The sequence below is a fragment of the Rhizobium anhuiense bv. trifolii genome (assembly GCF_024346605.1).
GTDB classification, from domain to species: domain Bacteria; phylum Pseudomonadota; class Alphaproteobacteria; order Rhizobiales; family Rhizobiaceae; genus Rhizobium; species Rhizobium anhuiense.
The window spans coordinates 891359-904385 of sequence record NZ_CP098801.1; the positions used below are offsets into that span (position 1 = coordinate 891359).

The 13027-nt window shown below is 62.0% G+C and carries 13 protein-coding genes; 8 read left to right on the forward strand and 5 right to left on the reverse strand.

From position 1 onward, the window contains the following. Positions 1 to 243: 243 nt before the first annotated feature. Both NE851_RS04260 and NE851_RS04265 read right to left on the reverse strand, forming a co-directional pair. Positions 244 to 843, reverse strand: coding sequence for a HupE/UreJ family protein (locus NE851_RS04260; protein WP_097594803.1), 600 nt, complete (start codon positions 841 to 843; stop codon positions 244 to 246). A gap of 98 nt (positions 844 to 941) precedes the next feature. Then, positions 942 to 1139 (reverse strand): hypothetical protein, encoded by a 198-nt coding sequence (locus NE851_RS04265; RefSeq protein WP_143541334.1) that lies wholly within the window; start codon positions 1137 to 1139, stop codon positions 942 to 944. Here NE851_RS04265 and NE851_RS04270 point away from each other — a divergent pair. After that, positions 1138 to 2169 carry a hydroxyacid dehydrogenase gene (locus NE851_RS04270; RefSeq protein WP_097594901.1) on the forward strand — a complete coding sequence of 344 codons (1032 nt, stop codon included), beginning with the start codon at positions 1138 to 1140 and terminating at the stop codon, positions 2167 to 2169. The genes NE851_RS04265 and NE851_RS04270 overlap by 2 nt on opposite strands. Before the next feature lie 26 nt (positions 2170 to 2195). Here the strand turns inward: NE851_RS04270 and NE851_RS04275 are convergent, their stop codons facing one another. Further along, complete coding sequence (locus NE851_RS04275; protein WP_097594802.1) at positions 2196 to 3218, reverse strand: Tim44 domain-containing protein; 1023 nt, start codon at positions 3216 to 3218, stop codon at positions 2196 to 2198. Positions 3219 to 3303: 85 nt separating this feature from the next. Then, complete coding sequence (locus tag NE851_RS04280) at positions 3304 to 3762, reverse strand: YbaK/EbsC family protein (RefSeq protein WP_047613092.1); 459 nt, start codon at positions 3760 to 3762, stop codon at positions 3304 to 3306. A 247-nt stretch (positions 3763 to 4009) separates the two neighbouring features. Between NE851_RS04280 and NE851_RS04285 the strand changes: the two genes are divergently transcribed. Genes NE851_RS04285 through NE851_RS04315 form a run of 7 tightly spaced genes read left to right on the forward strand, consistent with a single transcriptional unit; the run spans position 4010 to position 11192 of the window. Then, a complete protein-coding gene (locus tag NE851_RS04285) occupies positions 4010 to 5356 on the forward strand; it encodes an extracellular solute-binding protein (RefSeq protein WP_063476091.1) in 1347 nt (448 codons plus the stop codon). 58 nt (positions 5357 to 5414) lie between these two features. Continuing rightward, positions 5415 to 6716, forward strand: coding sequence for a carbohydrate ABC transporter permease (locus NE851_RS04290; RefSeq protein ID WP_097622789.1), 1302 nt, complete (start codon positions 5415 to 5417; stop codon positions 6714 to 6716). 2 nt (positions 6717 to 6718) lie between these two features. Next, complete coding sequence (locus tag NE851_RS04295) at positions 6719 to 7561, forward strand: carbohydrate ABC transporter permease (RefSeq protein ID WP_047613097.1); 843 nt, start codon at positions 6719 to 6721, stop codon at positions 7559 to 7561. Next, complete coding sequence (locus NE851_RS04300) at positions 7561 to 8616, forward strand: ABC transporter ATP-binding protein (protein WP_097544030.1); 1056 nt, start codon at positions 7561 to 7563, stop codon at positions 8614 to 8616. Before NE851_RS04295 ends, NE851_RS04300 begins: the two co-directional genes overlap by 1 nt. Further along, positions 8616 to 9395, forward strand: coding sequence for a glycerophosphodiester phosphodiesterase (locus tag NE851_RS04305; protein WP_132573511.1), 780 nt, complete (start codon positions 8616 to 8618; stop codon positions 9393 to 9395). The genes NE851_RS04300 and NE851_RS04305 overlap by 1 nt, the downstream gene beginning before the upstream one ends. Further along, a complete protein-coding gene (locus tag NE851_RS04310; RefSeq protein ID WP_047613100.1) occupies positions 9379 to 10383 on the forward strand; it encodes a LacI family DNA-binding transcriptional regulator in 1005 nt (334 codons plus the stop codon). The genes NE851_RS04305 and NE851_RS04310 overlap by 17 nt, the downstream gene beginning before the upstream one ends. Further along, positions 10383 to 11192 carry an inositol monophosphatase family protein gene (locus tag NE851_RS04315; RefSeq protein WP_132573509.1) on the forward strand — a complete coding sequence of 270 codons (810 nt, stop codon included), beginning with the start codon at positions 10383 to 10385 and terminating at the stop codon, positions 11190 to 11192. Before NE851_RS04310 ends, NE851_RS04315 begins: the two co-directional genes overlap by 1 nt. A 77-nt stretch (positions 11193 to 11269) precedes the next feature. On the opposite strand, the gene NE851_RS04320 is transcribed toward NE851_RS04315, so the two are convergent. Further along, positions 11270 to 12925 (reverse strand): sensor domain-containing diguanylate cyclase, encoded by a 1656-nt coding sequence (locus NE851_RS04320; protein ID WP_132573507.1) that lies wholly within the window; start codon positions 12923 to 12925, stop codon positions 11270 to 11272. Between the last annotated feature and the right edge of the window lie 102 nt (positions 12926 to 13027).

The following is a 13027-nucleotide window of genomic DNA, read 5'->3' on the forward strand; positions in this document are numbered from 1 at the left end:
ATATACTGACTTTCGCGTCTCGCCGGCAATGGGCAAGGCAGGCCTGCGTCAATTTGGGTGTCCCGTCGTTGATCGTTGGCTATCTATAGCCGGGCGCAACGCCGGTGAATTTGACTTGGGTCAAATCCGGAGCCCTTTGCAGCGATGACGCAGAAACGCCCGGCGATGCGCTAGGCATGCCGGGCGTTCTGTCGGATTGAGATGTCTAGGACGCCGCCTCGTATTTGTTCAGAAATGCCAGGCTCAGATCAAGCCGGCCAGGATACCGACGCCCGATATGGCGGCAATGCCGCCTGCCGTACGCGTCACAAAAAGCCCCTGACGTTCACCGGCGCGGCCGATGAGGTAACCAAGCGTGAGGCCGGCGGCATGCAGCAGTGCGGTCGCGATCATGAAGCCGGCAGCATAGGCAGCACCGGCGGCATTTTCCGGCATTTCGGCACCATGTGCATGACCGTGGAAGATGGCGAAGAGGCCGATGATACCGAGTATTGCGGCGAGCGGCGCCTTGACATTGAGCGCGACGATGGCGCCGAGGACGACGACGGAAAGCGCGATGCCGGTTTCAACGAAGGGAATATTGACGCCGGTAGCGCCGAGGACACCACCAAGTGCCATCACCAAGACGAAGGTCGTCGGCACGAGCCAGGTGGCGCGGCCGCCCAGCTGAAATGCGAAAACACCGACCATCACCATGGCGAGGACATGATCGAGGCCAGAGATCGGATGGGCAAAGCCATGGCTGAAGCCGGCGGCTTCGCCGATGGCGGGATGGGCATAGGCGACGGCTGGAAGCGCTGCGGCAGCCAAGGCAAGCAGACCGCTCTTGAGTGCTGATTTCATTGCTCATTCCCTCGTGAGTTTTCGAATATCCTGCGGCCGCCGAACACAGGCGTGGTTCCAAGTCGCGTGCATCACGCTAGTTCAAAGAATTCTCGCCGTCAACGAAAATGCCGCGAAATACCAAGCCGATTCAATTGCTTATCTGATAGGCAGATGCCGCTTTCGATAGCGCCTCTCGGCGCCGAGCGTCCTCGTTTTTCAAAGTTCTTTTCCGCGAACTGGAAACGATCGCGCACAGCGGCTATCAATCGTCCGGCGGAGATGGCGCAAGCCGCCGCGGTGGAGGAGATGCCCATGACGAACACTGAACGGCCGCTGGCGATCAGCGCCCCCGAGCCGCGCACGCTCGACCTGATCTTCAGTAACAAGGCGCGCGCCGAACTGCATGCAAAATACGAGATCATCGAGGCCGACCCCGAGAATATCGCGGCCCTCGGCGACGAGATCCTCGGCAAGGCGCGCTACATCATCGGCCAGCCGCCGCTTTCGGCGGAAACGCTGGGACGGATGCCGGCCCTGCGCTCGATCCTCAATGTCGAAAGCAATCTTCTCAACAACATGCCCTATGAGGTGCTGTTCCAGCGCGGCATCCATGTCGTGACCACAGGCCAGGTCTTTGCCGAGCCGGTCGCCGAAATCGGTCTCGGTTTCGCGCTGGCCTTGGCGCGCGGCATCGTCGATGCGGATGTCGCCTTCCGCCAGGGCAACGAACTCTGGGGAGGGGAGGGCAATGCAAGCGCGCGGCTGCTCGCCGGCTCCGAGATCGGCATCGTCGGCTTCGGCGATCTCGGCAAGGCGCTGCGACGAGTGCTGTCCGGCTTCAGGGCCTGCATCCGGGTGTTCGATCCCTGGCTGCCGCAATCGATCCTCGAGGAAAACGGCGTCGAGCCGGCAAGCCTGGAGGACGTTCTGACGAAGAGCGATTTCATCTTCGTCGCCGCCGCCGTCACCAGCGAGAACAGGGGATTTCTCGGCGCGGAGGCCTTCGCCAGCATGCGCAAGGGCGCCGCCTTCATCCTGCTCAGCCGCGCCGATGTCGTCGATTTCGATGCGCTGATGGCGGCCGTCTCGTCAGGCCATATCGTCGCGGCGAGCGACGTCTACCCTGAAGAGCCGTTGCCGGCCGATCATCCGGTGCGGAGCCTGAAGGGCTTCATCCGCTCGGCGCATCGCGCCGGCGCACTCGACAGCGCCTTCAAGAAGATGGGCGAGATGGTGCTCGAAGACATGGACCTGATGGATCGCGGCCTGCCGCCGATGCGCTGCAAGCGGGCGGAACGCGAGACGGTTTCCCGCATGCGTTCCAAACCGGTCGCAGTGAATTAAAGAGAGTATCGGCTTTGCGCGCCGCATCACGCGGCGCGTTGCTCCGTGCCCTGGATCGCGGCGAGCTTCCAGTCGGCGCCCGGCTTGCGCACGAAGGTCCAGACCTCGACGCTTTCGCTCGGGCGGCGGTCGTCGCCGGAAACGACACGGCCGCTGTCGCGTTCGACCATGGCGTCGATCGAGGAGTAGCGCATGGCGAGCGTGGCAAATTCCTGCCCGTCCTCGCGCCAGGCTTCGGCAATGTCTCCCTGCAGCAGCTTGACGTCGGAAACGCGGTTGCGCACGCCGTTGGTGGCGTTTTCGCCGAGTTCCTCGGCAAGATAGGACATGGCCTCGGGCGTCGTCAGGCGCCGCAACGTGCCGTAATCTTCAGCGCCGTAGGCGGACTGAACGCTGGTCAACAGTTCCTCGAACTGATCGAGATCGGCCTGCGCCAGCCCGATCTCGTCGCTCGGGCGGTTGCCGCGCGAAGACGAAGCTGAACCGGCCCCCGAACCGATCGCCGGGATGTGGAAGGACGAATTGCCGGCAGGCGACATGCTATAGGATTGCTGGCCATAGGACTGTGGCGAGGATCGGCTCTGGCCGCCGACGCCGTAGGAAGGCTGGCGGCGATTGGCGAAATAACGCATGGCGAGCATGACGGCGCCGCCGATCAGCGCGATCTGCAGCAGCATGCCGAGAAAGCCGAAGCCGCCGCCGAAACCGTGACCGAGCAGCATGCCGAGAAGGCCGCCGGCAATCAGGCCGCCGATCATCGAACGGCCGAAGCCGCCGAAGAGACCGGGGCGCTGGGTACCGAAGGGTTGCTGCGCGGTCGCCGGTGCCGTGGTCGGTGGACGCGGCGTCATCGATCTTTCGATCGGTGCCGCAGTCCCGGGCGCGGTGCTGGTGACGGGCGGAGCCTGGAAGGTGCGCGTGCCGCGACTTCCGAAACCGCCGCTACCGGCGCGGCGCGCCTCGGCATCGTCGAGGGAAGCAAAAACGGTAGCGCTCGTCAGTGCGGCAATTGCCGCGATCTTGGCAAAACGCGAAACGGCACTCGGCATTCCTGATCTCCTGTCATGCACAATGACGGCATGTCGAGAGGTAATATAGGTAGTCTTTCCCCGGTGTGAAGTTCTTCGGCCAGTTTTACTGGCAGACATCGACCCAGCTGGCGCCGGTCAGCTCGGCCAGCCGTCCGGTTTCGATGCGCACGGCCGAATTCGTCGAGCCGGCCGCCGGCACGACTTCATCGAAACGTTTCAGCGAGATATCGCAATAGATGGGCAGCGGCGAGGGCAGGCCGAAAGGGCAGACGCCGCCGACCGGATGGCTGGTGACCGCCACCACCTCTTCGGCGTCGAGCATGCGCCCCTTGGCTCCGAAGGTGTCCTTGAACTTGCGATTGTCGAGCCTTGCCGTGCCGCCGGCAACGACCAGCATCATCTGCTCGCCGACGCGCAGGCAGATCGTCTTGGCGATCTGGGCCGGCTCGACGCCGTGGGCTTCGGCGGCAAGCGCCACCGTCGAGGAGCTCTCGGCGGTTTCGATGATTTCGATATCGGGTGCGTGGACGCTGAGAAAGGCGCGGACGGATTCGAGGCTCATGGCGGGACGTTAACGCAGGAAAAGCGCAATTTGAAGCGTAAAAGACGCCCGTCGAAAACCGCCGCTTGCAAGTCTTCCGGACATCGGCATAATAAATTTGCACACGTGCTCAATTTTGTCATTCGGCCGTTACGTTCAGTCCATAAAGCGGACATTGTCACGTTTTCGTGGGGTTTCGGAGCGGCCATCATCAGCAGTGCTGACCCGTCAAGAGGCTTCACACTGCTCTTCTAGGGAGACGAAGAAGATGACTATTCTGCCGAGCTTGAAATCCCTCACGATCGCGGCCACCATTCTGGCCTCGACCTCCGCTTTCGCCTTTGCCAAGGACGTTACCATCAGCGTCTGGGCCGGCGGTACCGGCCCGAACGACGTCTATCGCCTCGACGCCATCGAGATCGCGGCCCAGCAGTTGCAGCGCCAGGCCGCCCTCAAGGGCGAAGACCTGAAGATCACCGTCGACAAGAAATCCTACTCCGCCTGGGAGGACTTCAAGCAGGCGCTGACCCTTGCCGCGGAAGCCAAGACCGCGCCGAACATCGTCGTCAGCGGCCATGAAGACATCGCGCCCTGGTCGCAGGCCGGCCTTATCGTTCCGATCGAGGATTACGTCGATCTCGACTCCTGGCCGCTCAACGGCATCTATGAAAATCTGCTGCAGATAGCCTCCTACAACGGCACGGTCTACGGCATTCCGCAGGATGCCGAGTCTCGTCCGATGTTCTTCTGGAAGCCTTACATGAAGGCGATCGGCTACAGCGACGCCGATCTGGATGCGTTGCCGCAGAGCGTCCAGGACGGCAAGTACACCATGAAGAACCTGCTCGAAGACGCCAAGAAGATGCAGGACAAAGGCCTGGTCCAGGCCGGCTACGGTTTCTATCCGCGCGCCAGCAACGGACCCGACTACTGGCAGTTCTACACCAGCTTCGGCGGCACGATGGAAGAAGGCGGCAAGCTCGTTTTCGACAAGGCGGCAATGACCCGCACCTACCAGTTCTTCGCCGATGCCGTTAAATCAGGTGTCACCAAGAAGAACCACATCGGCATGCCGGGCGACCAGTGGTGGAAGGAAGTCGCCACCGGCAAGGCCGGCATCTGGGACGGCGGCACCTGGCACTATGCCCGCCTTGTCAACCAGGAAGGCCTCAAGGATTTCTTCGGCAATGTGATCTTCACGCTGATCCCGGCCGGCGAAGGCGGAAAGGCCAACACGCTGACTCACCCGCTCGTTTACCTGCTGACAGCGGGTCACGACAAGGAAGACACCGATATCGCCGCCCAGCTGATCACGATCGCCTCCGAGCCGCGCATCAACGCGCTGCATGCGGTCAAATCGGCCCATCTCGGCATTTCCGAGGCGGAATCGCAAGTCGATTTCTACTCGGCCGACCGCTGGACCCGCGAAGCCACCGAGCGCCTGCTGCCGCATGCCAATGCCATGCCGAACAATTCCGATTTCGGCAAATATTGGAACATCATGTGGAAGAACCTCGAGGCATCCTGGACCGGCGCCAAGACCGTCGACGCCGCCATTGGTGATGCCGAGAGCGAGCTGAAGAGCACGCTCGGCGACAAGATCGTCATCCGCTAAGATCGAAGCTCCGGGCGGCAGCACCCGCCGCCCGGTCGGTTCGCGATGAGGGGCTTCCATGAAATCGTCCAGAACGCTCGGACTGGTGATGATTGCGCCTGCGGCGATCATGATCGTCCTGTTCTTCCTGATGCCGGTCGTCCTGACGGCAGTCTTCTCGATGACCAGCATGACGACGGCGACCGGCATATCAGGCGGTGTCTACCAGATCGCGCCCAATTCCCTGATCGCGCTGAAATCGGCGCTGCCCGACATTGCCGCCGAGATGGCCGAACCGCGTTACACGGTCGACGAAGCTGGCCTCAAGGCCGTCGAGGGCCTCGGCCTTGCGCCTGGGATCTCGGCGGAATTGCGTGCCAAACATATGGGCGAGGTCTTTCCAGCACGCCGCGACGTCGAGCGCATGCTCAAGGATCTCGCCGAGCGGCCTTCGACGCGCGAGGTCAAGCAGATCTCCGAACAGTTCAACCGCTCCGTCCTCAACACTCGCTTCGACAGCAAGGAGCAGCTCTTTTCGGCGCTGGATTCTCTGGGTTTCAAGCTGACCCCGGAACAGAAGGAAACCGTCGCCACGGCCACCTATACCGGCTGGATCTGGACGACCGACAATTTCTCGCGCCTGGTCACTTCACCCGACATGGCGCGCGTGCTCTTGAATACCGTGCTCTATGTCGCGCTGGTGCTGACGCTTTTCAATGTCGGCTATGCGCTGCTGCTGGCGATCTGGACGCATTACATGCCGCCGACGCCAGCCTCGATCTTCCGCGGCATCTGGCTCCTGCCACGCATCACCCCCGTCGTCATCTATGTGATGCTGTGGAAATGGCTTGCCTGGGATACCGGCTTCATTTCCATCCTGATGGGCAAGTTCGGCTATCCCCCGAAGAACTACCTGCTCGACAACGCCTATAATGCCTGGATCTTCGTTGTGCTGATCAACGGCTTTATCGGCGCCTCGATGGGCATGCTGGTCTTCTCCTCGGCGATGAAAGCCATTCCGAAGAGCCAGTTCTATGCGAGCGAGGTCGACGGCGCCTCACGCTGGCAGCAGATCCGCTACATCATTCTGCCGCAGATGCGCTGGCCGATCCTCTTCGTCACCTGCTATCAGACGCTGTCGCTGCTCGCCTCCTTCAATGAAATCCTGCTAGCCACCAATGGCGGACCGGGCAACTCGACCGAGGTCTGGGCGCTGGCCGCCTATCACACCGCGCTCAGGAATTATGCCGGCAATCTCGAATATGGGCTGGGTGCCGCCATGGCGCTGGTGCTCGTCGTCATCGGCGTGGTGCTGTCGCTCCTCTATCTGCGAGTCTTCAACTACGGCACGCTTGTCGCCAAGCCCCTGATCGAGGATTGACCATGGCCGAACAATCGCAGCCCTCGGCAAATTACCGCAGCTGGCCCGTCATATCGGCACTGACAATCGTCAGCCTGCCGCTGCTCCTGATGTATGCCTATCTCTTCCTCGACACCGTGACGGTAAGGCAGCCGGATGCCTTGCTGCCCTCCGGCTTGACGCTCGAGCACTGGCGTTTCCTGTGGCAGACGACGGCGGGCAAGGCGAACATCTGGCAAGTGACGGTGAATACGCTGCTCTTTGCAGCCTGCACCACCAGCGTCGTGCTCATCGTCTCGTCGATGGCGGGCTATGTGCTATCGCGGCTAAACGTCCCGGCGCGCGGCTTCTTCCTTGCCGGCGTCATGGTGCTGCATGCCTTCCCCTCGGTGACGCTGATCATCGCCATCTTCATCGTGCTGCAGATGATCGGCCTCTACAATTCGCTGATCGGCGTCATCCTGGTAAAGGCGGCGATCGACCTGCCGCTCGGCATCTGGTTGATGAAAGGCTTCTACGACACCGTGCCGTGGGAAATCGAAATGGCCGGTGTCGTCGACGGCGCCTCGCGTTTCCGGGTCTGGCGCAGCCTTGTGCTGCCGCAAGTCAAGCCCGGCATCATGGCGCTCGGCTTGTTCTCCTTCCTCTCCGGCTGGGGTGAATTTATCCTGCCGCAGGTGCTGGCGCCTGGTAATCAGGTGCAGGTGCTGTCGGTCTATCTCGCCGGCTTCCTCGTCGACGACAACAATTACGATTTCAACATGTTCAAAGCGGTCGGCATCTTCTACTTCCTCCCGGTTCTGATCGCTTACGCACTCTTCAACAAATATCTCATGAACATCTACGGCGGCGGGAGCAAAGGCTGATGCGCATCCTCCTCGACAATTTTTCGAAGAGCTTCGGCTCCACCAAGGTCATCGAGAACATGCGGCTCGAAGTCGGCGACGGCGAGATGCTGGCGCTGCTCGGGCCTTCCGGCTGCGGCAAATCGACGACGCTTTTTGCGGTCTGCGGCATTCACCGGCCGACCGGCGGACGCATCCTCTTCGGTGACCGCGACGTCACCGATCTGCCGAGCCAGGCCCGCAATGTCGGCGTCGTCTTCCAATCCTATGCGCTCTACCCACACATGACGGTTGCCGAAAACATCGGCTTTCCCCTGAAGGTGAAGGGCGTGTCCGCCGCCGAAATCCGAAAGGAGGTCGACCAGATCGCAGCCCTCGTGCAGATCGGCAACCTGATGGGGCGCCGGCCGGCCCAGCTTTCCGGCGGCCAGCAGCAGCGCGTGGCGCTCGCCCGCGCGCTGATCCGCAAGCCTGATGTACTGCTGCTCGACGAACCGCTCGCCAATCTCGACGCCAAGCTGCGCCTCGAAATGCGCTCGGAAATCCGCCGCCTGCAGCGCGAGACCGGCATCACCGCCATTCTCGTCACCCATGACCAGGTGGAGGCGATGAGCATGTGCGACCGCATCGCCATCATGAAGGAAGGCGAGATCGTTCAGATCGCCACGCCGGCCCAAATGTACAACGATCCGAAGACCGCCTTCGTCGCCGGCTTTCTCGGCAACCCGCCGATCACCTTCCTGCGCGGCGTCGTCGACAAGGGCGCCTTTACGATCCCGGAAAGCGAGATCCGCGTGCCGCTGCCCGATACCATCGGCGCCGCCGAGGGCACGAAGCTGATGCTCGGCGTCCGGCCGGAGCATTTCACGCCGGCGGGCGACATCCCCGTGCCCGGCAAGATCACCTTCGCCGAAACGCAAGGCCGCGAGAATCTCTACGACGTGGCTCTTGCCGGCGGGCCGCTGCTGCGTTCGATCCAGCCGGTGCGCAGCGATATCCATGTCGGCGACGACGTCCGGTGGGCAATCGACAGCCGCGGCATATTCGTCTTCGATGAAAATGGCAGGAGGCTCTGATGACCCGCGATTTTTCGGGATTTTTCGAGCGTTACGGCTGGCCAGCGACCAAGGGCCGGCTTCCCTTTTGCATCGGCCATCGTGGCGCCAGCGGCCATGAACCCGAGAACACGTTGGCCGCTTTTCGCCGCGCCGCCGAACTCGGCGCTGAGATGTGGGAGCTCGACACGCAGCTGACCAGCGACGGCGTGGTCGTCGTCTCGCATGACGACCATCTCGAGCGCGTCTTCGGCATCGACCGCCGCATTTCCGAAATGACGGCAGCGGAGCTTGCCGGGCTCGACGGTGTCGATGTGCCGAGTTTTTCGGAGGTCGCCGCCCTCGGCCGCGAGACCGGGACCGGTCTCTATGTCGAGCTGAAAGCGCCTGGGACCGGCATGCGCTGCTGGCGGCATCTTGCCGAGATGAACCAGCGTTTCGCCTGTCTCGGCTCCTTCGACACGGCGCAGGTGCGCGAACTCCGTGACGCGGCCTGCGATTTTCCTCTCTCGGTGCTGATCCGCGTTGGCCACGATCCGCATGTACTCGGCGACGAGGCCGGCGCCGATATCCTGCATCTCTGTTGGGAGAGGGCAGGCGAGCGTCCGCAGGATCTGGTCACCGAGGCGCTGATGAACCGCGCCTTCGAGGCGGGCCGCGAGATCGTGCTCTGGCACGAGGAGCGACCGGCCATTCTCGACGACATCATGAAGCTTCCCGTTCTCGGCATCTGCACGGATCTGCCCGATCTGATGCGGTCGCCTGCGGTTAAGGAAAAAGCAGTTGGCAGACAGGGATAAGGGACCGCGCAAGGTAACCTCCTTCGATGTGGCGCGTGTGGCCGGCGTCTCGCGCGCCGCCGTGTCGCGCGCCTTCACGCCGGATGCCAGCGTCTCGCCGAAGACGCGCGAGAAGGTCTACCAGGCGGCCAAGGAACTCGGCTACCGGGTGAACTATCTTGCCCGAAGCCTGACCAACAAACGCTCCGATCTCGTCGGCGTCGTCGCTGCCGGCCTCGACAACCCGTTCCGCACGCTACAGATCGAGAATCTCGCAAGAGTGCTGCTCGCCCGTAATTTCCGTCCCATCCTGCTGCCGACCTCGCCGGAGGCCGATACTTCGACGGTCATCGGCCAGCTGCTGCATTACGCCGTGTCAGGCGTCATCGTCACTTCGGACGCACCGCCGACCGAAATCTGCGAGCAGTGCGCGGCCGAAGGCGTGCCGATCGTGCTGATCAACAAGGGCAACGACATCCCCTTCGTCGACCGCATCATTTCCGACGACCGGATGGCCGGCCATCTCGCCGCCACCCAGCTGATCGACAGCGGCGTGCGAAAGCCCGCCGTGATGGCCGCACCTGCCGTATCCTATACGGCGCGGCGGCGCAGCGAGGCCTTCATCGCGCGTTGCAGGCAGCTCGGCGTCGAGGCGCAATTCCTGCAGGTAAGGATCAACAACTACCGGAGCGGTTATGATGCGGCAGCCGAACTTGCCGCATCCGGCATCGACGGACTGTTCTGCGCCAACGACTACATGGCCTGCGGCGTGATCGACCGCGTCATGCAGGGCCGCGGCCGCGATGACGCGCCGCCGCTCCGCATCATCGGCCATGACGACATTCCGCAAGCGAGCTGGACCGCTTACGATCTCACGACCATCCGCCAGCCCTGCGACGTCCAGGCCGAAAAGACGGTCGACCTGCTGATGAGCCGGATGGCCGAGCCGGACCTGACGGCGCGTGTCGAATTCACGCCGGTGACATTGATCAGAAGAAGGACTGCCTGATGAATTCCGCATTCGATGCCGCCGCCATCCGCGCACGGGCGGAGGTCGCCATGTCAGTTGCCCTCGAGGTCGGACGGGAAACGGCCCGCTTTCGGTGGGACTCCGTCCCCGGTAGCCTCGCCGTCGAGAACAAGGGATTGCAGGATTTCGTCACCATCGCCGACAGAAAGGCCGAGCAGGCAATCCGCGACGGGCTGTTGTCGCGCTTTCCGGACGATACATTCATGGGCGAAGAGAGCGGCGGACGATCGGGCGAGGGCGGCACCTGGGTCGTCGATCCGATCGACGGCACCACCAACTATATCAGGGGTTTCCGGCACTGGGGCGTCTCGATCGCCTTCGTCGCATCGGGAAAGGTTGAGATCGGCGTGGTCTATGACGCCGCCGCCGACAAGGTCGTTCATGCCGTGCGCGGCGGTGGCGCCTTCAAGGACGGGCTTCCGGTGCATGCGGCTGCGACCGTCGATCCGGCCAATGCGCTCGTCATTCTCGGCCATTCCCGCAAGACGAGCTTTGAAGACCATCTCGCGCTTTCGCGGCGGCTCCACGAACGCGGCATGGATTATCGCCGCATGGGCGCGGCCGCGATCGACCTCGTCCGCGTCGCCGAGGGCGCTGCCGATCTCTATTACGAACGCCACCTCAATGCCTGGGACATGCTCGCCGGCGCGCTGATCGCCGAAGAGGCCGGCGCTGTGGTGGCGATGCCGCCGGTCGACAGGCTGCTTGCGCAAGGCGGGCCTGTCATAGCCCACGCGCCGGGGCTTGCCGGCGAATTCGCCTTCATCCTCGACATTGAAGGGCTATAAATAGACCATTCTCAAAGAGGCGACCCGCCCGATTTGGCGTAACTGCGACGTTGACCCGAAAGCTGCGGAAACGCCGGTTACGAAACAACGCGATTGCGGCCGCTCTTTTTCGCCGCATAGAGATTCTGATCGGCGATCGCCAGGATCTCGTTCGGAGAAGTGGCAGACAGGGTGCCGGCGACACCGATGCTGATCGTAATGTGCAACCCGTTGCAGATCTCGGACCAGGCCCACTGTTCAACGGCCAAACGCAGCCGCTCGCAGACATCGGCGGCGCCCCGGGGAGCGCCGGCGAGCAGGACGACGAATTCCTCGCCGCCAAAGCGAATTGCCTGATCGGTAATGCGCAGTTGGCCGCGCAATATGGCGCCAATGGCACTGAGGACCTGGTCGCCGATCATGTGAGAGAAGTTGTCGTTGACCGACTTGAAGTGATCGACATCCAGCATAGCGATGGAATATGGGCGCTTCTCGGACGTCAGCTCTTTGAAACGGCTGTCAAGATATTTGCGGTTATAGAGGCCGGTCAGCGGGTCCACATAGACGGCACTGGCAAGGATATCGGTTTGCTCCTGCAGCTTCTGATAGGAGGCCTCCAGCGTTTCTGCGCGCTTCGTCTCCGTTTCGGCAACTTCCTTGAACCGCTTGGTTTCATAGTAGATTTCGGCAAGGCGGGCGCGCTGCTGGGTTCTCTCGGCGCTATTGCGCAAATAGGCTTGGTGATATTTTTTATGGGCCGCCAGCGCCGGATCGAACTGTCCCAGCCCCTCATAGGCTTGCGACAGATGAAGATAGATCTGGATATAGGAATCGAAACTGCCGCCATCGTCTATCAGCTCCACCGCCTCGAGCAGCGGCGCTAGAGCTTCCGCGAATTTGCCGGAATTGTTGTAGATCTGGCCCAAGGTGTAGAGATATTGCTGCCTGTCCCTGACATAGCTGTTCTCCTGCAACAGCCGGTAGCGGACCATGCACTGGAGCGCCTTGTCATGCTCGCCCAGGTGGCTGTGGAACTCGGCTTTGTTGCCGAGACAGATGCGGGCAGCCCAGCGATCGCCAGTCTCGGTTGCGATGTCGAGCGCCTGTTCGGTCAGTTCCAGCGCTCTCACCAGCATCTGGTGGCCTTGCTCCGGCTGATCGAGCGCCTGCGCGATATATCCGGCTTCCGAATGAGCGCCGCCGAGATTGATGAGCCACCAGCATTCATAGGTCTTGTCGCCGATCGATCTGGCGAGTTCGACAGACCTCTCGCTCATCAGGATGGCCCGGTCGGGCTGCTTGTTGTACCAGAAGATAATTCCAATGACGTTGGTGGCCAGGCTTTGCGCTTTCGGGTCTGCTGTCTTGTCGGCCAGATCCAACGCGTGCGTGGCTTCTTCGATCGCTTCCTCCGGCAGGCCCAATTCCAGCAGCAGCCATCCGAAATAGGCCCGGGCATAGGCTTCCTGCCTGGGCTCCCCGTTCGTTTTCCAGAAGTCTACCGCCCGGCGGACATGCGTCAGGCCAAGTTCGGCCTTGCCGATCTGAAAACAGTACCAGCCAATGTCGGTGTCGCATTGAGCTGCGAGCCGATCGTCGCCCCGCGCCGTGGCATCCGCAAGGATCTGGCCGGCCAGTGTGAGTGCCTCGACGGAGCGGCCTGTGCACCCAAGATGCCACGCTTCCTGCAAGCTGGAATTTGCTTGTTGCGCAATTGCTTTAGTATCAACAACTTGCATATCGAACACCAACATTTGTCTGCTGGATATGGATAGCATCAGAAGTTTAAAATGATGCAAATTACGCAAAACATGCGACAGGCCGAGAAATAGAGTCCCGACAGCGGCTCACACCTT

Excerpts from the sequence above, each read along its gene's own strand:
- NE851_RS04305 (WP_132573511.1), top strand. The coding sequence starts at position 8,616 with ATGACCCGCGATTTTTCGGGATTTTTCGAGCGTTACGGCTGGCCAGCG.
- NE851_RS04260 (WP_097594803.1), bottom strand. The coding sequence starts at position 843 with ATGAAATCAGCACTCAAGAGCGGTCTGCTTGCCTTGGCTGCCGCAGCG.
- NE851_RS04320 (WP_132573507.1), bottom strand. The coding sequence starts at position 12,925 with ATGTTGGTGTTCGATATGCAAGTTGTTGATACTAAAGCAATTGCGCAA.
- NE851_RS04275 (WP_097594802.1), bottom strand. The coding sequence starts at position 3,218 with ATGCCGAGTGCCGTTTCGCGTTTTGCCAAGATCGCGGCAATTGCCGCA.
- NE851_RS04265 (WP_143541334.1), bottom strand. The coding sequence starts at position 1,139 with ATGGGCATCTCCTCCACCGCGGCGGCTTGCGCCATCTCCGCCGGACGA.
- NE851_RS04270 (WP_097594901.1), top strand. The coding sequence starts at position 1,138 with ATGACGAACACTGAACGGCCGCTGGCGATCAGCGCCCCCGAGCCGCGC.
- NE851_RS04285 (WP_063476091.1), top strand. The coding sequence starts at position 4,010 with ATGACTATTCTGCCGAGCTTGAAATCCCTCACGATCGCGGCCACCATT.
- NE851_RS04280 (WP_047613092.1), bottom strand. The coding sequence starts at position 3,762 with ATGAGCCTCGAATCCGTCCGCGCCTTTCTCAGCGTCCACGCACCCGAT.
- NE851_RS04295 (WP_047613097.1), top strand. The coding sequence starts at position 6,719 with ATGGCCGAACAATCGCAGCCCTCGGCAAATTACCGCAGCTGGCCCGTC.
- NE851_RS04290 (WP_097622789.1), top strand. The coding sequence starts at position 5,415 with ATGAAATCGTCCAGAACGCTCGGACTGGTGATGATTGCGCCTGCGGCG.
- NE851_RS04315 (WP_132573509.1), top strand. The coding sequence starts at position 10,383 with ATGAATTCCGCATTCGATGCCGCCGCCATCCGCGCACGGGCGGAGGTC.
- NE851_RS04300 (WP_097544030.1), top strand. The coding sequence starts at position 7,561 with ATGCGCATCCTCCTCGACAATTTTTCGAAGAGCTTCGGCTCCACCAAG.